This is a genomic window from Roseofilum sp. KMC-1 (assembly GCF_057802075.1).
This window is the reverse complement of record NZ_CM173605.1, coordinates 2,967,355-2,985,392: the sequence shown is the minus strand read 5'-3', so window position 1 is coordinate 2,985,392 and position 18,038 is coordinate 2,967,355. Positions and strand designations below refer to the sequence as shown.

Below are 18,038 nucleotides of genomic sequence, written 5' to 3'. Positions count from 1 at the left end.
GTGAATCCATCCTCAACAATGGCTTGCTTTGAATCAGTTGTACAAGCGAGTCACGCTACCCTCCTCTCCTCCATTATCCACACTTTAAATTGGCAGTGTTCACCATGCTTGAGCAATTTATCTTTGCAGGACTTAAAGTCGATCCCGAAGATCTTCATCACTTAGTTATCCATGCCTTAAGCTGGCTCAGTCACCGAAAAACGATCCATTATGCCAGCTTTATCGATCGAACATTGGGATTAACGGACGATCGCCTTGGGCAGACCCTCTGGGGATTAACTTTTCCTAACCCGGTCGGATTAGCCGCCGGTTATGATAAAGACGGCCTAGCGGTAGGCATTTGGGATCGTTTAGGTTTTGGATCGATGGAACTCGGCACAGTCACCTTCTATCCTCAACCCGGTAATCCCCGTCCCCGTTTGTTTCGCTTAACTCAAGACCGAGCCGTTTTAAACCGTATGGGATTTAATAACCAGGGCGCTGAGGCGATGGCAGAACGATTGAAAGATAGCCAGCATTGCCCTACCCCCCATCCTATTCCCATTGGAATTAATTTGGGTAAGTCTAAGATAACACCCCTAGAAAACGCGGCAGCCGATTATGGCCAGAGCTTTCGTTTACTCAAGGATTGGGGAGATTATTTTGTGGTCAATGTCTCATCTCCCAATACCCCTGGCTTGCGATCGCTCCAAGATGCCAGCCAACTGAGTCCTATTTTAGAGGTTATTCAATCCGAAAACCAAGAGGGTAAGCCTTTATTGGTGAAAATTGCCCCAGATCTTGAGGATGGGGCGATCGCCGAAATCGTCCACTTAGCCCAAACTTACCAGTTATCCGGCATCATTGCCACCAACACCACCATTGACAAGCGCCACCTGAAAACCCAGCTCAACCCCAAAACCGGTACTCCCATTCAGGAAGAGCAAGGAGGAATTAGCGGCCTGCCCTTGGGCGATCGCTCCACAGAAGTGATCCGTCTGATTTGGCAACAAACCCAAGGTCAGTTACCCATCATTGGCGTAGGGGGCATTTTTACCCCAGAAGACGCTTGGCAGAAAATTACTGCCGGAGCCAGCCTAATTCAAGTCTATACCGGTTGGGTCTATCAAGGCCCCTGGATGGTGAAGAGAATTTTACAGGGTTTGTTAGATCGGTTAGATCTCCAAGGCTTAGACACCCTAGCTGATGCAGTCGGAATCATGAATGAATGATGAATTAACGATCGCTAATCCTGGGCATACTCCCTACTCGGATTGTCCTATTCTTTAATCCAATGCTGAACCAGATGACCCCCTTCTTTAACCCAAACTGCCTTCAGGGTCTTTTTCTCCCTATTTTCTCTGGTGTTTACCCCACAGAGATGGGGACGAGCAGAAATGACTTCAGGTTTGTATACCAGCATAGAACGACCTCCAGAGGCAAAAATAGTTGCCGATCGCAGTATAGTTTAACGATTTCTTAAACGAATTCTTAACTGTACCTTAATCTTAGCTGTAGGCGAAGACAACTGCTGTGATCCCGATCAATCCTAGGATTGATATTACAGCGCTTCGCTTCTACCCATCCAAGCCATAAAAAAAAACCCTCTCCCATGGGAGAGGGGGGCGACTAACCCTTACAACGAAACGGGAATAAAGCGATTATTTAACGCTCCTGGAGTCGTGCGTTCCACCACACCCAGATATAAACCATTAAACAGAATCGCCGTATCCGAGCCAGTTTGGATCAACTGGAGATTCCCTTGAGTCAGACCATCTGTTAAACCAATCAAGTCAAACCCATTACCAAAATCCTTAATCCGGTCAGCTTGGAACACCGTAGTTACCGCGCCACTACTAGACAAAACAAATACATCATTGCCAGCACCACCATTGAGGGCATCTGTACCTGTACCGCCTTCCAGGTAATCGTTTCCGAAATCTCCATTCAGGTTGTCATTGCCACTACTGCCGCGCAGGGTGTCATTATCTTGACCGCCATAGAGGAAATCATTACCCGCCGCACCAAAGAGGGAATCATTACCCGCATTACCATTAATGAAATCATTAGCCGGGCTACCCGTAACCACATCATTGCCTTGCAGGGCAGAAATATTACTGAGATTAAGCGCCCCCATATCGATAATATCATTACCAGGAGTTGCGCGTCCGGTTCCCGTTCCCGATCCGGGGGCAGGGCTAGGACTGGGAGTCGGAGCTGGAGTCGGAGCTGGCGAAGGTGTACCCATTCCTGGGAACGTCGGGAAACTGGGGAAGGTGGGGAAGGTGGGGAAATTGGGAGACGGAGAAGGAGCCGGAGTTGGTGAAGGTGTGATACCGGGGCGACTGGTATCATTATCCAGAACCGTCAGCGTCACCGGGCTAATTGTTAAATTACCATAATCGGCATCTCCAGACGCAACCGAGAAATTAATCGTGCTGCTGTGGTTTCCTTCCACAATGCGGTCATCAAAGCCCGTAATCTTAACGGTTTGCACCTTATTGTAGTTCTCTGATGTAAACGTCAGCACTGGGGGAGTCACCAAGCTTTGTACATCTGGTCGAATAGTAATCACCACATCAGAACTGGGGCTACTTTGCAGAGAAACCGAATATTCCACCGATGCCCCATCCTCACTCACCGTCGTTGAGCCACTGCTAGGCGTAAAGTTCAAGCCAATCTTATCGACATCCTCATTAATCACCGCCACACTCTGCACCGGCACATTATTAAACCGCGTATCCGTGCTAGTCGTGGGGGTACTGAGAATTGTATAAGCTTGGTTGCCATCGACCACACCATCGGAAACCCCCTTAATCGTGATCGTCTGGCGAACATTAAAGTTTTGGGCATTGAAGACTAGGGACACATCCTCGGCAAAGTTTTGGCCATCAGTAGAAATTAAGCCTTCTTCTGCATTGGAGGTACTAAAGTCAATCTGGACATCGGATCGGGGCGCTTCACTACTCGACAATACCACATCAAACGTCTGAGTTGTGCCACTTTCAGAGGTTCGCAGACCCGTAACTGGAGTCACATTCACCCCAAACGTATCAATATCCAAGTTAAGGACATTAAATTCATTAGTTGCTGCTTGCCGTCCGCTATAGTTGGGGTCAGCACTTTGGGCTGGAGCAACAGTCACCACATAAGGTTGGTCTCCATCGATGATGTCATCGGGAACCCCCAGAATTTGCACCGTTTGCAGTTGAGTGGCATTTTGGGGAGTAAACGTCAGACTCGCAGGAACGGCATTTCCTTCTGTGGGGTCGCTGATGACAATGGGGATAACCACATTACTCGTCGGAATACTGCCCAATCTGGCCGATAGATTAAACCCGGTGCGGTCTTCACTGGTGATTAATTCCTCCGTGGGAACCGTTAAAAAGATGGCTGGTTGATCGTTATCTAGGATATTCGCTGTAAGGGTGCTGCGCTGATTCTCCTGTTGGGTGAGCGGCGTATCATTCACCAGAATGGCGTTGGTATTGTTAAACCTTGCATCTTGGCTAATCACCGAGAGTTGCAATTGTCCCGTATGGTTGCCTTCTTGCACCAGGTCATCCACCGCGCCTACAGTGACGGTTTGGGGCCGACTCCAGAGGGTACGAGGGTCACTGGGACTAAAGGTGAGGGTAAAGGGAGTATTGGCTAAAGAGTTAGCATTTGCACCCGCAGTCAGTTGGGCATTGGGAGAGGATACCACTTGCACCGTGGTGTTGAGAGCAGGTGGTTGGGCAAGTCGGATAGTGTAGGTATTGGTGTCTCCATTTTCAGACACCAGTAAACCCCTCGTGCCACCGGGCTGCTCGTTTTCGTCTACAAATACTCTGGTATCGTCATCGGTGACATTGGCGACAACTGGGGGAACAAAAATCTGGTTATAGCTGGAGTCAGCGCTAAAGGTTTGGAAACTGATGTTACTCTGGTGCGCTCCTTCCACATCTGCATCATTAACCGCAATGACTTGTACCACCTGGGGGCGATTCCAGTTAGCAGAGGTGAAGGTGACGGTATTGGGGGCAATGGTGGATTCGTTATCGGGGGCGAGGACAATGGTAACCGGGGCAGTTGGTGGCGTGGTGAGTTCTAAGGCAATAAAGTCAGTGACTCCCCCTTCGGTGATGTCTAACGTGCCGCCAAAGGGTGTGACAATTACCCCTTCAAAGGAGAGTTTGCTGACGAATGAATCTTTGAAGTTGGGCACAGATACAACATCAACTGTTGTTATAACATCAACAAAGGGGTGTTCTTCAATAGTATAGGGCCCCCATGCCGGACTTGGATCGGTGAACTCGTATCCTAATACAGTTGAAAAATCTATTCCTGCTCTCCTTCCAGGTAGAGGTGTACGGTTCTGATTCAGGTTACTCGAACCTGTTTGACCTGTGGTATAGGCAGCACCAAACTGGTTGACTGCTACGCCATAGCCATAATCATCGCCATTGCCACCATAAAAGGAGGAGTAAATTGCATCAGAACCATCTGCTTTCAGCTTAGTTAAGAAAGCGTCTGTTAGTCCGCCTCCAAAATTAGGCTGTTCTGCATTGGATGTAATCGGGAAGCTTGTGCTGGACGTGGTTGTACCAACAACATAAGCCTGTCCTGCTTGGTCTAAACCAATAGTGGAGGCCGTTAGGGGTAAGAATGCTACTCCTTCATCACCCGTACCCCCTAAAAATGTAGAATAGGCTAAGGATTGACCATTGGGATTAAACTTCGTGACAAAGGCATCAAAGGCTCCCCCTTGATACTCGGGTCGGAATGTGGGTTGGCTAAAATTGCGAATTTGTCCCGATGCTAGATTGCGCCCTGTGGGGAAGTCAGCCGAGGGCGTAATCCCAGTCACATAAGCGGCTCCGGTAGAGTCTACCGCAATACCCGCAGCTACATCACCCCCACCCCCACCGAGGTAGGAGAAATACAGTTGTTGGCTGGCATCGGCGTTAATTTTGGAGACAAATACATCACTAGGGCCAACTAAGTTCCTTTGATAGGTTCCAGAGGTGGCTAAACCGGAGGATTGGGTAGTACCAGAAATATAGGCGTTACCCGTTCCATCAATGTCAATACCAATCCCTTCTTCAAATCCAGGCCCCCCGATATAGGTGAAGTAAACCAACTGGTTGCCGGTGGCGTTGACTTTGGCAATAAAAGCATCACTGCCATTGGTGGGGTTAGTATTTTGTTGGAATACTCCAGCCGTTCCTAACCCGGTTGATGTAGTTTGTCCGGTAATATAGGCGGAACCATTACTATCTAGGACAATACCAGAGCCGCGCTCATACCCAGCACCACCGAGGTAAGAAGCATAGTCAATCTGGGTTCCCGTGGGGTTGAGCTTGAGAATAAAAGCATCCTGGGAACCGCCAGCAAACTCTTGGAAGGGAGGAGCTTGTGGAATTCCAGATGCTCCAGGGAAGTCTGTCGATTCGGTTTCCCCAACAATATAAGCATTCCCCGCACTGTCTACGGCAATATCATTGGCCCGGTCTTTATCTAATCCACCTATATAGGTAGAGTAGACCAGTTGTCCATTATTATCAATTTTGGTGATAAACGCTTCGCGAACATCATTTCCTGCTCCGGGGTCAGGTAAAGGCCGAGCAAAAGGATCTTCTGTATCTTCTTCTGGGCGTGTGGGAAATGTAACTGATCTAGTTTCCCCAGTAACGTAGGCGGCTCCAAATTTATCTACGGTAATCGCATAACCAGCATCTTCTGAAGGGACAGGAGCAGCTAAGTATTCGGCACTAGCAATATAATCACGCTCCTTATAGGTTTGTGTTACTGGTCGTTGAATGATAACAATTTGTGGTAGTCCTGTTATCGGATTAGTTACTACTTGTTGTTCTTCCACAAAAACGACCGTAGTCTTGATAAACGGTTGTAGATCAACTTCAACCAGCCCACCTCCATCTATAGGGCTTTCTCGAACGCTGCCGCCCAAGTAGTTGGAGTATTCCAGAATGGGGTCAATGACTAATTCATGATTGAAGTCATAGCTGCCAACTTCAAACCCAATCTGGTTCCCTTCTAAAATCTTGTAAGCAACTTCGACATCAACTTGCTGACCGTCAATAATTTGATAGGCAATGGGGGCTTTCTCCGTCAGCTCTCCTGTATCGGTAATTAGAGCTAAGGAACCATCTTCCCGAATTTGAATATCTTTGACATTTTCGTAGGCAATCTTAATCTTGTCAACACTTGCACCGGGAGCCACGTAGATATCCCGTTTAACTTGTCCGCTTTGCCCGGAGTATTTAACGTCAATGCCATCATAGACTTCTTCGTACCATACGCCCTCGAAGGTGGCAATGTTGGTGCGCCATTTAGAGGGGTCATTACCGATGAAGAAGTTGGCAATACCGGGGAGTTGCTCCCATCCTCTGACTTCGGCATTGGGGTTAGAACCAACAAAGTTCGCCCGAACGACATCATCACCATTAGCAACGACGATTTCTCGTTGAGTAAAGAAAACTTCGCCTACGTCTCCATCACGGACATGGAAGGATACGGAGTCATCGACTTGCCCGTTATTCTGAATGAAGCTGAGGGGCCGTTGGCCGGTGAATTGTGCCCTTGCTTCTGGAGAAACAGACGTAGATGTGGGCGCGTTGAACGCTTGTGATGCTAGAAGTACGTCGTCTTGTGGTGTTTGTGCGGTGCTTGATGGCAGTTGACTATTAATTCCCATGTTGTCCTCACCCCATACCTTTTGTACAGAACCAACTATAACAAAGCTTACCCATTGTTTTGACCTTTTTTGTCAATCCCGTGAGTTCGTTTCCATCATAGCCTGTGGGGGGTGGGAGGTGGGGAGATGGGAGGATGGGGGAATGGGGGGATGATAGGGACGCGGGGATAAGTCATTATTACTTATTTTTTCTTTTTTCTTTTTTCTTCTTTATTGTTCTAATGGACAGGAAACGGTAGATAATAAAATATTGATGGTTTAAAAGAATAGGGTATTATTGAGTTTAATTAAGTAAGTTTGAGTTGTTTTTGGGTGAGTTCTTGACTTTAGTTTTTCTTAAGATTTGGGCTTAAGAAGAGTCTGGAGTGAGTAATGGTTATTGAGTAGGGGAATTATGGGTTACAGTCCTTTCCGTAAGCGAATTCAGGTAAAATTTTGGGGTTTTCGAGGGTTTTGGCTTCTGTAGTCTAAGTTACAGAAAATTAAAAATTAGCCATTAGTGGGAAATTTTTGTTAGGCTTTTATGACTTGAAAGGGAATTTGCTTAGTATTAATTCAAGAAACTATAGAAACAGTAATTTTTCGACATAACTTTTATTAAAGACTGATGTAACATTCCTGGTGATTAACGGTAAAGTGTAAGTCAAATCTTCTAAATCGAATGAATTCAAGTGAGGGTTCATAAAGATTTACAAAGAACTAACGTTACATGAATCTAAGGAGATGAGATTATGGTTCAAACTCCAGTTAAGGCGATCGCCACCAACCTAGAAAGCAATAGCAAAGCGCCCCATCTATGTCCTCCCTACTACGGACTCGGCGAACTCGGTTTTCTCAATCTGCAAAAGGTCTATCGCAACCTAGCAGTTCCCAAACTGCTGGAACATGCCCTAGCCAGAAAAGAAGGGATTTTGGCCTCTAATGGGGCGCTGTGTGTAGAAACGGGCAAGTATACGGGGCGATCGCCCAACGATCGCTTTATCGTCGATGAACCCTTCATCCATGATGAAGTCCACTGGAACAAAGTCAACGTCGGCTTATCCCCGGAAAAATTCGACATCCTCCACAAACGAGTTCTTGCTTATATCCAAGGCAAAGACCTCTACATCTTCGATGGCTATATCGGCTCCGATCCCAACTACCGGATGAGCGTAAGAATCATCAACGAACTAGCCTATCAAAATCTGTTCGTGCATCAGATGTTCATTCGCCCCACCGCAGAAGAATTAGCCACCCATTATGCTGACTTCACGATCATTGCCGTCCCTGGCTTAAAAGGCGATCCCGGTATTGACGGTATTAACAGCGAAGCCTTCATCGTCGTTAGTTTCTCTAAAAAACTGATCCTTGTCGGCGGTTCCTTCTACGCAGGGGAAATCAAAAAATCCGCCTTCTCCTACATGAACTACTGCATGACCAAGCGGGATGTGCTACCCATGCACTGTAGTGCCAACATGGATGACGAAGGTAACACTGCCCTATTCTTCGGACTCTCCGGAACCGGAAAAACCACCCTCTCCGCCGACACCAGCCGTCGCCTCATTGGAGATGATGAACATGGATGGTCTTCTGATGGCATCTTCAACTTTGAGGGGGGATGCTACGCCAAAACCATTCGCCTCTCGAAAGAAAAAGAACCGGAAATTTGGGATGCTATCCGCTATGGCGCAATCTTAGAAAACGTCGTCCTTGATGAAGAAACCCGGACTCCAGACTATGACGATGGCCGGTTAACGGAAAACACCCGCGCTGCTTACCCCATCAACTATATTCCCAACTGTGTAATTCCGGGTATTGGCGGCCATCCTACGGCCGTCATCTTTTTGACTGCGGATGCCTTTGGCGTACTGCCTCCCATTTCTAAGTTGACAACTGAGCAAGCCATCTATCACTTTATGTCTGGCTATACCAGCAAACTGGCAGGCACAGAACGGGGTGTGACGGAACCTGAAGCCACCTTCTCCGCTTGTTTCGGTAAGCCCTTCCTGCCCCTTTCTGCCACGGTATATGGGGAGATGCTGTCCCAACGCCTAGAGGAGCATAAGGATACCACCTCAGTTTATTTGATCAATACCGGATGGACAGGTGGCCCCTATGGTGTGGGTCAACGCTTTGATATTCAAGATACCCGCTATATGGTTTGGGCAGCTTTGAATGGGAATCTCAAGGATGTAAACTTCTATCCTCACCCCATCTTTAAGGTGTTGATTCCAGAGAGCATCCCCAATGTCGATCCGAAGATTCTTAACCCCAAAAATACCTGGAGCGATCCAGAAGCTTACGATCTCCAAGCCAAAACCTTAGCCGAGAAGTTCATCCAGAACTTCAAACGCTTCAAAACTGCTACACCCGAAATTATCAACGCCGGGCCAAAGCTTGATTAGTAATGGTTAATGGGTAATGGGTAATGGGTAATGGGTGCGCCCATCTCCCCATTCCCCCATCTCCCCCTATGGCAGCGAGCAAGATGCTCGCACTCCCCATTCCCCCATTCCCCCTATGGCAGCGAGCAAGATGCTCGCACTCCCCATTCCCCCATTCCCCCTATGGCAGCGAGCAAGATGCTCGCACTCCCCATTCCCCCTATGGCAGCGAGCAAGATGCTCGCACTCCCCATTCCCCCATTCCCACCCGATCATTAAAACATTCTTGCCATAGCTAGGGTTCACAAAAGGAAGTGTCAAAGTAGATCGGGGAAAGGAATTTCCCTATTGCGATTACAGGAGTCATGTCAGTATGACAGTAAAAGTTGGTATTAATGGATTTGGTCGTATTGGGCGGCTAGTGTTTCGGATAGCCGTTGCCCATCCAGAAATTGAAGTTTGTGGAATTAATGACCTGGTTCCTCCAGAAAGTATTGCCTACTTACTCAAGTACGATTCTACCCACGGCCCATTTAAGGGCACAGTGGAAGCCAAAGAAGGGGCGATTGTGGTTAATGGTAAAGAAATCCCCTGTTACTCGGTGAAAAATCCAGCCGAACTGCCCTGGGGTGAGACTGGGGTGCAGTTCGTGGTTGAGTCCACTGGTTTATTTACCGATTATGAAAAAGCCTCTGCCCACCTGCAAGCGGGCGCTAAACGGGTGGTGATTTCTGCCCCCACTAAGGAAAAAGACCCAGATAAAGTCCCCACCCTCTTAATGGGAGTGAATCATAACAGCTACGACCCCAGCAAACATACGGTAGTGTCTAATGCCAGTTGCACCACCAATTGTTTGGCCCCCGTTGCTAAGGTGATTAATGATAACTTTGGCTTGGTAGAGGGTCTAATGACTACGGTTCACGCCATGACTGCTACCCAACCGACGGTTGATGGCCCCAGCCGTAAAGATTTACGCGGCGGACGCAGTGCCACCCAAAATATTATCCCTGCTTCTACTGGAGCGGCTAAAGCCGTAACTCTGGTGTTACCGGAACTCAAAGGTAAGCTTACGGGTATGGCTTTCCGGGTTCCCACTCCTGATGTTTCCGTTGTAGATTTAACGTTCAAGACCGAAAAAGCCACAAGCTACGCTGAAATCTGTGCAGCGATGCAGAAAGCGGCAGAAGGGGAAATGAAAGGTGTGTTAAGGTATACAGAAGATGAAGTTGTTTCGTCGGACTTCACCACCGATCCCCATTCGAGTATTTTTGATGCTGGCGCAGGCATTGAATTAAACTCTAATTTCTTCAAGATTGTCGCTTGGTATGACAATGAGTGGGGTTATTCTAACCGCATGGTAGATTTAATCTTAGCCATGGCAGCTAAGGAATAATTTATCTTTCTCCTTCTCTTTTTCTATTGATGCTGTATGGTATAGGGTGAGCGCGTCTCACCCTATTTTTTAATGGGTAATGGGTAATGGGTCATTGTTCAAACCCCTATTTTCTGAGGATTTAAAGGCAATGATACAGCGCTTTGCGCTGCTATGGGGGATATGGGTAAATGCTAAAAGCATGATCAATCAAACCAGACTTTTGCCTATGCCCTAGCGCGAAGCGGTATATCTAAAAGTTTCATCTCTCTCCTAAATCTACAGCGTTAGGATACAAAAAAGTCTCAACTTCAGAAAAATGTGCGGGATCTTTTTCTGGAAAATTAATGACGATATCTACAGAACCCCCCAGAGTGGAAATAATAGCTATAAGCTTATTGAATGTAATGTTTTCTTGTCCCTCCACTGGTGAAAGGTCAAGTGGCTTTATATTGAACCTTTCTGCCAGTTCATCTGGTGATATTCCGGCCATTTCTCCCACAGTTTCAAGTATTCTTAGCTCCTCCTTTATTTTCTGAGCGCCCGCAGCAATTCTTTGCTGAGACTCAGGAGAAAAGGTACTTCTTATTTCTTTATAAGTTTTATATTTTCTCATACTAATTCGCCTTCTTCTGTCTCTTCTAGATATTCTCGAAATCGTCGATCGGCTATGGGAATATTTATCTGATACCATCGTTTTTTTCCTGCTTTGTTACCCCCAAGGAGAAGAACGGCTTGGCGCTTGGGATCGAAAGCAAAAATGATTCGATAAGGTTCTCCAGCATGTTGAACTCTTAGTTCTTTCATATTCGGAAATTCAGAGCCTTTAAGTGTATCAACATAGGGTCTTCCCAATTGTGCCCCTTTTTCCTCAAGAACATCAATCGCTGTAGCAATTGAATCTTGTACAGCTTGTTCCTGTTCAAAGAACCATTTTTCAAACTCTGCATGAAGTATGATTTCCCATAACATAGTATGGAATAGGCTATATATACGATCGTGTCAATATTGTATCTCATCGCGAAACAACAGTATTGAGAAAGAGAAAATCCCTAAATTTTTTAATTTTTAATTGATATAATAAATTCTTTGTTGTTGAGATGGAGAGGAAAACAGGGTTATGAGCCAGAAGCGGATAGGGCTGTTGTTTGGGGGTTGTTCGGGGGAGCATGAGGTTTCGATGGTTTCGGCAAAGGCGATCGCCGCAGCGCTGCAAATGGGAGAAAATGGCGATCGCTACCAAGTCATTCCCTTCTATATCCGTAAAGATGGTTACTGGTATGAACCAGAAACCGCCGCCCAAGTTCTGGAATCGGGTATACCCTTATCTACAGAGATCCCACCGGTAGGGAGTTTGTGGGAGTTTCCCCAGCAAGTGAACGAGATTGATATATGGTTTCCGATTTTACATGGGCCGAATGGTGAAGATGGCTCAATTCAAGGCTTGCTGCAACTGATGCAAGTGCCCTATGTGGGTTCTGGAATTGTGGGATCGGCGGTGGGGATGGATAAAATTACGATGAAAATGGTATTTGCCCAAGCGGGTTTAGCCCAAGTTAACTATAAGGCAGTGACTCGCGCTCAAGTATGGTCTAATCCTTGTGTGTTTCCGAAACTCTGCGATGAGATAGAAGAGGCGCTGGGTTATCCCTGTTTTGTGAAACCGGCTAACCTGGGATCGTCGGTGGGTATTGCTAAAGTGGGATCGCGCCAAGAATTGGAAACCGCCCTCGATAATGCCGCCAGTTATGACCGTAGGATTATCATTGAAGCGGGTGTCACTGCCAGAGAAGTGGAATGTGCGGTACTCGGCAATGACTATCCTAAAGCCTCAGTCGTTGGTGAAATTACTTATGAGAGCGACTTCTACGACTACGAAACCAAATATACACCCGGCAAAGCCGATCTATTCATTCCTGCTAATTTACCATCCGAAGTAAGCGATCGCATTCAAGAGATGGCGATTCAAGCCTTCCAAGCTGTCGATGCCTCCGGATTAGCCAGAGTAGATTTCTTCTATATTGAGTCTACAGGAGAAGTCCTCATTAACGAAATCAACACCCTACCCGGCTTTACCTCCACCAGCATGTACCCCCAACTCTGGGCGAATACCAGTATTCCCTTCCCCAAATTGGTACATCAGTTGATTGAATTTGCCCTAGAGAGGTAACCGATTAGACCCATTTTAATCAGTGAGTAAGCCAAACCGATAGCCTTTTCCATAAACGCTATGAATTAAGGGAGACTCTCCGGGTAACTCGATTTTTCGCCGCAGTAAACGGACTTGAGCGGCTAAAACATTGCTATTGGGGGATTCATCATCATTCCAGGTGGCTCGATAAATTTGGTCATGGGTGAGGAGTTGACCGGGATGTTGCATGAAATAGGCAAGCAGACGACATTCTTTTTCCGAGAGTGGAATTAAGCGTCCTTGGCGATCGCCCATTTGATTATCCAAATCTAACCGTAAATCTTCCACCTGCAATACAGAACGGTTAGGCACAGCAAAACGACGCAATAAAGCACGAACTCTAGCCAAAAATTCCCGCAACTCAAAGGGCTTAATCATATAATCATCTGCGCCACTATCAAGTCCCATCACGCGATCATCTAAGGTATCTTTAGCCGTGAGAAATAGCACCGGAGTGGATAATTGACTATCGCGCAGCGCCTGACAAATATCTAACCCGGAGCGATGGGGTAACATCCAATCGAGAATGAGTAAATTATAGTCTCCTCTGACGGCTAATTGCTCTCCCTGCTCTCCATCAGTGGCAATATCTACTTCATATCCTTCCCGTCTGAGAACTTGACTGAGAGACTCGGTTAAAGCAACTTCATCATCAACTAACAGAATTTTCATATGAATGAACAATGAACAATGAACAATTAACAATGAACAATTATTGGGCTACTTCCGACTCCCCCATCTCCCCATCTCCCCATCTCCCCATCTCCCCATCTCCCCATCCCCCCATCCCCCATCTCCCCATCTCCCCATTCCCCCATTCCCCAAGACCCACTAAACTAGATCCAGCCATGGACTCAGTTTAGGAGGGTAACCTGTGACTGAAGAAACAACCACCTCCCTGCCCTCTCGTCGTGAGTTACGAGAATTGGTGCGTAAACAACTCCAAGTTCTCCTGGAAGCCCAAGATTATCAGGGGGCTAAAGCTATTTTAGTGCCTGTACAACCGGCTGATATTGCCGAAGCGATTGAAGGGTTACCAGAGGGGATGCAGGCGATCGCCTTTCGTTTACTCTCGAAAGCAGAGGCGATCGATGTCTACGAAAATCTTGAGTCTTCGGTGCAACAGTCCCTGTTAGAGAAATTTCAGCGCCAAGAAGTGATCGATATTGTTGATAAAATGTCTCCCGATGACCGAGCGAGACTGTTTGACGAACTCCCTGCCAAAATTGTCAGACGGGTACTCGATCATATGAGTCCTTCAGAACGGGCGACAACTAACTTACTGCTGGGGTATGAACCGGATACTGCTGGTCGGATGATGACCCCAGAATATATCTCTTTGAAAGAGGATTATACGGTTAGTGAGAGTATCGAACGCATTCGCAATTTATCCCATGTCAGTGAAACGGTTTTTTATCTGTATGTGACTGATAACGCCCGTCGTTTAACCGGAATTGTATCTCTACGGGATTTAATCATCGCCCAACCCCATCAGAAGATTGGTGATGTGATGACCCGCGAAACGGTATTTGTGCAAACGAATACGGATCAAGAAGAAGTGGCTCGGCTGATCCAGCGTTATGATTTTTTAGCGGTTCCGGTGGTAGACCGAGAAGAGCGTTTAGTGGGCATCATTACCGTTGATGATGTCATTGATATCATTGAACGGGAGGCGACAGAAGATATTTATGCCTTTGGGGGGGTTCAGTCCGATGGTGATAATTATTTCCAGATGAGCTTATGGAGGGTGGCCCAGCGACGGGTGATGTGGCTGCTGATTTTATTGGGAACTAATGCGGTTACGGGGTTTATTATTCGATCGCAGGAAGACTTAATTGTTAAATACGCTGTCCTTTCCGCCTTTATTCCCCTGCTGACGGGAACTGGGGGGAATGTGGGGTCTCAGTCTTCAACGGTGGTGATTCGAGGGTTGAATACCGACGAAATTCGCTCTCTAGGCATGTTTCAAGTGGTGATTCGGGAAGCGATCGCTGGTTCCATGTTAGGGGCAACCCTGGGCATTCTAGCCACTCTAGGAGGACTATTTTTACTCAAGGTCAACCTCGCCGTTGCTATAGCTGTGGGAATTTCTCTGTTGGGGATTTCGATTTTAGCCTCTGTGGCGGGTTCCGGGCTACCCTTCGTCTTCCGTTCATTCGGTCTCGATCCTGCCCTCATGTCTGCCCCCTTTATTACCACGGCTGTTGATGTTATTGGGGTATTGATTTATTTCAATATTGCCCGGTTGATCTTGAGTTGGGGAGCTTCGGGGGTTCTTTGAGTTAGGGAGATGGGGGAATGGGGGAATGGGGGAATGGGGGAATGGGGGAATGGGGAGTGGGGAGTGGGGAGTGGGGAGTGGGGAGATGGGGGAGTGGGGGAGTGGGGGAGTGGGGGAATGGGGAGTGGGGAGATGGGGGAATGGGGGAATGGGGAAAAGAGAAGCGGGCAAGATGCCCGCACTGCTGGAATGGGTTGATATTAGTGGAGTGGGAGCGTCTCGCTCCCTAAATTTTTAATCCGGGTAACCGGAAATTTTTAATCCGGGTAACCGGAATTGGTATTACCCACTACTTATTAACAGGGCACAGCGCTCTTAAAATTCCCGTACTGAAGGTTGACCGTTTTTGACTTCTCCAACTAGGATCAGGTCAGCTACGCCGACAAAAAGTCCATTTTCGAGGACTCCAGGAATATTATTAATGGTTTTTTCCAGTTCAGCCGGGTTATCAATGGAGTCGAACTTGACATCAATAACCATATTGCCTTGGTCAGTGATCACGGGCCCTGCTTTTTTGATTCCCATCCGTAGTTGGGGTTTACCACCCAGTTTTTCTAAGGCTTTCATCACCGTAGTCATAGCCATGGGCATTACTTCGACGGGGAGGAGAAAGGTAGAACCCAGGCGATCGACGAGCTTACCGGAGTCTACCACCACAATGAACTGATCGGCCAAGGTATCCACAATTTTCTCACGGGTATGGGCAGCTCCTCCGCCTTTGATCAAGTTTTTGTTAGGATCGACTTCATCAGCACCATCAATGGCCAGATCCATGCGATCGATCACATCTAGGGTGGTTAAGGGGATACCATATTGTCTAGCCAGAACTTCCGCCTGAAAGGAGGTGGGGATACCAAGAATATTTTCAATTTCACCCGATTTTAGGCGATCGCCGATATATTCAATAGCATAGGCAGTAGTTGAGCCGGTTCCTAGGCCAACAATCATCCCCGATTTTACCTTGGATGCTGCGGCTTTACCCACCTCTTGTTTCATCAATTTTACTGGATCGGTTGTGGTCATAGGTTTAAGTGTGCTTCTGAATTCGATATTTTTACGACTACCTCTGGCTCTACAATGGGGTCAAGCCTAGGTACTGTTTAGTCTACTATCTGGGGGTTACGCTGTGAGCATCAGATGATCGAGAGATTGATAATGGGGAGGCGATCGTTAATATGGAGGTCTGGCCTCATCTGGCGATCGGCCACTCTAACCAACATTTCGCTTAAACCTTCTTTTTGACTTTACCCTTAGTTCTTAACTCCCATGAATTCCCAGCCATCTTCACCTAATAAACCCGATATTTTAGTTGTTGATGATACCCCAGAAAATCTTAGACTTCTGGTGAAAATTCTACGGGAAAAATCCTATAAAGTTCGACCCGTTCCTAGTGGAAACTTAGCCCTCTCTGCCATTGAAGCCAGCCCCCCTGATTTGATTTTACTCGACATCATGATGCCCGGTATGAGTGGATATGAAGTGTGTGAAACTCTTAAAAAAAATCCCCAGACTCAATCCATACCCATAATTTTTATTACCGCCATGAATGAAGTTTTAGATAAAGTCAAAGGGTTTCATCTAGGAGCCGTTGACTATATTACTAAACCCTTTGAGATTGAAGAGGTTTTAGTGCGAGTAAATACCCATCTAGAAAATTGCTTTTTACAAAAAAAGCTGCAAGAAAAAAACCAAGAATTAGAATCAACTTTACAGCAACTAAAATCAACACAATCTCAGTTAATTCAGTCTGAAAAAATGGCGGCTTTAGGGCAGTTAATCGCTGGAGTTGCTCATGAAATTAATACTCCTTTAGGAGCCATTCGTGCCTCCGTTGATAACTTAACAGAATTCCTACATCAGACCTTGGAAAATCTGCCTGGATTTTTTCAAGACATCAGTTCAGATCAAAAACATTTCTTTTATCAGTTAAGTCATCAAATTGATCGATCCAATGAACATATCTCTAGTCGAGAAAAACGGCAATATAGAAGGCAACTTATGGGTCAACTGCAAGCCCATGAAGTTTCACAAGCAGAAGCGATCGCCGATACCTTAGTTGATATTGGCATTTATAATAATATCGCTAACCTTATGAATCAACTGGCGAATCCAGAAAATGACAAAATCATTAGTATGGTCTATCAAATCTCTAGTATTCAAAAAAGCGTGAAAACCATTTCTACTGCCACAGACCAAGCGGCAAAAGTCGTCTTTGCTCTCAAATGTTATGCCAGACATGACTTACAAAATAGCAAAGAGCTGACCCAAATTACCCCTGGGCTAGAAACTGTACTTACATTGTACCAAAACAAACTAAAAAGAGGGATTGATGTAATTAGAAATTATCAAGACACACCTCCAATTTGGTGTTATCCTGATGAACTCAATCAAGTCTGGACAAACTTAATTCATAATGCCTTACAAGCCATGAATTACCAAGGGACTTTAATCATTGAGGTTGGCCCTAACAAGGATCATATCCAAGTTAAAATTACAGATACAGGACAGGGGATATTGCCGGAAATTAAACCTCGTATATTTGATGCGTTTTTTACAACAAAGTCTCCTGGAGAAGGAAGTGGGCTAGGATTAGATATTGTCAAAAAAATAATTGATAAACATCAAGGTAAAATAGAAGTCAATTCTGTTCCTGGAAAAACAGAATTTATCGTTTCCTTACCCTTATTGAATACCAGAGGTTAACTGCTATGTCTAAACCCATGATTTTATGTGTAGATGATGAAAGCGTAGTTCTCAATAGTCTAAAAATACAACTCAAGAATGCTTTCTTAGACAACTATCTTTATGAACTAGCAGAAAGTGCAGATGAAGCCTGGGAAATTATTGAAGAGATCAAAGACAGTGATAACCAGTTGATTGTAATTGTATCAGATTGGTTAATGCCCGGTGTAAAAGGAGATGAATTTTTAATAAATGTTCATCAAAAATTCCCAAAAGTTATTAAAGTGATGTTGACAGGGCAAGCCGATTATTCAGCAATTGAAAGAGCAAGAAAACATGCTAACCTTTATCAATATATATCTAAACCTTGGACTCAAGATGAATTAATAGAAACGATTAAATCTGGACTTGAGAAAGTAAAAATGCATAATCCAGATCGAGGAGATAAAGCTTAGGCTGTTTAGCATAATACC

At 46.0% G+C, this 18,038-nt stretch carries 13 protein-coding genes; 7 read left to right on the top strand and 6 right to left on the bottom strand.

The genetic code is table 11. The features are described 5' to 3' along the window. Positions 1-104 precede the first annotated feature (104 nt). Complete coding sequence (locus tag AC3FZD_RS13920; RefSeq protein ID WP_488736614.1) at positions 105-1,211, top strand: quinone-dependent dihydroorotate dehydrogenase; 1,107 nt, start codon at positions 105-107, stop codon at positions 1,209-1,211. 47 nt (positions 1,212-1,258) lie between these two features. On the opposite strand, the gene AC3FZD_RS13915 is transcribed toward AC3FZD_RS13920, so the two are convergent. Both AC3FZD_RS13915 and AC3FZD_RS13910 read right to left on the bottom strand, forming a co-directional pair. After that, a complete protein-coding gene (locus tag AC3FZD_RS13915) occupies positions 1,259-1,402 on the bottom strand; it encodes a hypothetical protein (RefSeq protein ID WP_488736613.1) in 144 nt (47 codons plus the stop codon). A 213-nt stretch (positions 1,403-1,615) separates the two neighbouring features. Further along, the gene (locus AC3FZD_RS13910) at positions 1,616-6,676 is read right to left on the bottom strand and encodes a DUF7948 domain-containing protein (protein WP_488736612.1); all 5,061 of its coding nucleotides are present in this window, start codon (positions 6,674-6,676) and stop codon (positions 1,616-1,618) included. A gap of 731 nt (positions 6,677-7,407) precedes the next feature. On the opposite strand from AC3FZD_RS13910, the gene pckA reads away from it, so the two are divergent. After that, positions 7,408-9,060 carry a phosphoenolpyruvate carboxykinase (ATP) gene (gene pckA / locus AC3FZD_RS13905; RefSeq protein ID WP_488736611.1) on the top strand — a complete coding sequence of 551 codons (1,653 nt, stop codon included), beginning with the start codon at positions 7,408-7,410 and terminating at the stop codon, positions 9,058-9,060. 352 nt (positions 9,061-9,412) lie between these two features. Continuing rightward, the gene (gene gap, locus AC3FZD_RS13900) at positions 9,413-10,432 is read left to right on the top strand and encodes a type I glyceraldehyde-3-phosphate dehydrogenase (RefSeq protein WP_488736610.1); all 1,020 of its coding nucleotides are present in this window, start codon (positions 9,413-9,415) and stop codon (positions 10,430-10,432) included. Between the two features lie 241 nt (positions 10,433-10,673). On the opposite strand, the gene AC3FZD_RS13895 is transcribed toward gap, so the two are convergent. Next, entirely contained in the window at positions 10,674-11,027 is a 354-nt protein-coding gene (locus AC3FZD_RS13895) for a helix-turn-helix domain-containing protein (protein WP_488736609.1), read from the bottom strand. After that, positions 11,024-11,383 carry a type II toxin-antitoxin system RelE/ParE family toxin gene (locus tag AC3FZD_RS13890; protein ID WP_283767541.1) on the bottom strand — a complete coding sequence of 120 codons (360 nt, stop codon included), beginning with the start codon at positions 11,381-11,383 and terminating at the stop codon, positions 11,024-11,026. The genes AC3FZD_RS13895 and AC3FZD_RS13890 overlap by 4 nt, the downstream gene beginning before the upstream one ends. Positions 11,384-11,531: 148 nt before the next feature. Between AC3FZD_RS13890 and AC3FZD_RS13885 the strand changes: the two genes are divergently transcribed. Beyond that, a complete protein-coding gene (locus AC3FZD_RS13885; RefSeq protein WP_488736608.1) occupies positions 11,532-12,581 on the top strand; it encodes a D-alanine--D-alanine ligase family protein in 1,050 nt (349 codons plus the stop codon). Positions 12,582-12,596: 15 nt separating this feature from the next. Here the strand turns inward: AC3FZD_RS13885 and rppA are convergent, their stop codons facing one another. Next, positions 12,597-13,274 carry a two-component system response regulator RppA gene (gene rppA, locus AC3FZD_RS13880; RefSeq protein WP_488736607.1) on the bottom strand — a complete coding sequence of 226 codons (678 nt, stop codon included), beginning with the start codon at positions 13,272-13,274 and terminating at the stop codon, positions 12,597-12,599. A gap of 202 nt (positions 13,275-13,476) precedes the next feature. Here rppA and mgtE point away from each other — a divergent pair, with 202 nt between their 5' ends. After that, positions 13,477-14,883, top strand: coding sequence for a magnesium transporter (gene mgtE / locus AC3FZD_RS13875; protein WP_488736606.1), 1,407 nt, complete (start codon positions 13,477-13,479; stop codon positions 14,881-14,883). Between the two features lie 315 nt (positions 14,884-15,198). Here mgtE and rpiA read toward each other — a convergent pair whose 3' ends face one another. Next, positions 15,199-15,906: a ribose-5-phosphate isomerase RpiA gene (gene rpiA / locus AC3FZD_RS13870; protein WP_488736605.1), complete on the bottom strand. Its 708-nt coding sequence runs from the start codon at positions 15,904-15,906 to the stop codon at positions 15,199-15,201. Between the two features lie 243 nt (positions 15,907-16,149). Here rpiA and AC3FZD_RS13865 point away from each other — a divergent pair, with 243 nt between their 5' ends. Both AC3FZD_RS13865 and AC3FZD_RS13860 read left to right on the top strand, forming a co-directional pair. Next, a complete protein-coding gene (locus AC3FZD_RS13865; RefSeq protein WP_488736604.1) occupies positions 16,150-17,586 on the top strand; it encodes a hybrid sensor histidine kinase/response regulator in 1,437 nt (478 codons plus the stop codon). A gap of 5 nt (positions 17,587-17,591) precedes the next feature. Then, positions 17,592-18,020, top strand: a complete 429-nt coding sequence (locus AC3FZD_RS13860; RefSeq protein ID WP_488736603.1) for a response regulator — start codon at positions 17,592-17,594, stop codon at positions 18,018-18,020. Positions 18,021-18,038: the final 18 nt, after the last annotated feature.

Bases quoted from the DNA above. Each gene is read 5' to 3' on its own strand.
- AC3FZD_RS13920 (WP_488736614.1), top strand. From the start codon at position 105: ATGCTTGAGCAATTTATCTTTGCAGGACTTAAAGTCGATCCCGAAGAT.
- AC3FZD_RS13915 (WP_488736613.1), bottom strand. From the start codon at position 1,402: ATGCTGGTATACAAACCTGAAGTCATTTCTGCTCGTCCCCATCTCTGT.
- AC3FZD_RS13910 (WP_488736612.1), bottom strand. From the start codon at position 6,676: ATGGGAATTAATAGTCAACTGCCATCAAGCACCGCACAAACACCACAA.
- pckA (WP_488736611.1), top strand. From the start codon at position 7,408: ATGGTTCAAACTCCAGTTAAGGCGATCGCCACCAACCTAGAAAGCAAT.
- gap (WP_488736610.1), top strand. From the start codon at position 9,413: ATGACAGTAAAAGTTGGTATTAATGGATTTGGTCGTATTGGGCGGCTA.
- AC3FZD_RS13895 (WP_488736609.1), bottom strand. From the start codon at position 11,027: ATGAGAAAATATAAAACTTATAAAGAAATAAGAAGTACCTTTTCTCCT.
- AC3FZD_RS13890 (WP_283767541.1), bottom strand. From the start codon at position 11,383: ATGTTATGGGAAATCATACTTCATGCAGAGTTTGAAAAATGGTTCTTT.
- AC3FZD_RS13885 (WP_488736608.1), top strand. From the start codon at position 11,532: ATGAGCCAGAAGCGGATAGGGCTGTTGTTTGGGGGTTGTTCGGGGGAG.
- rppA (WP_488736607.1), bottom strand. From the start codon at position 13,274: ATGAAAATTCTGTTAGTTGATGATGAAGTTGCTTTAACCGAGTCTCTC.
- rpiA (WP_488736605.1), bottom strand. From the start codon at position 15,906: ATGACCACAACCGATCCAGTAAAATTGATGAAACAAGAGGTGGGTAAA.
- AC3FZD_RS13865 (WP_488736604.1), top strand. From the start codon at position 16,150: ATGAATTCCCAGCCATCTTCACCTAATAAACCCGATATTTTAGTTGTT.
- AC3FZD_RS13860 (WP_488736603.1), top strand. From the start codon at position 17,592: ATGTCTAAACCCATGATTTTATGTGTAGATGATGAAAGCGTAGTTCTC.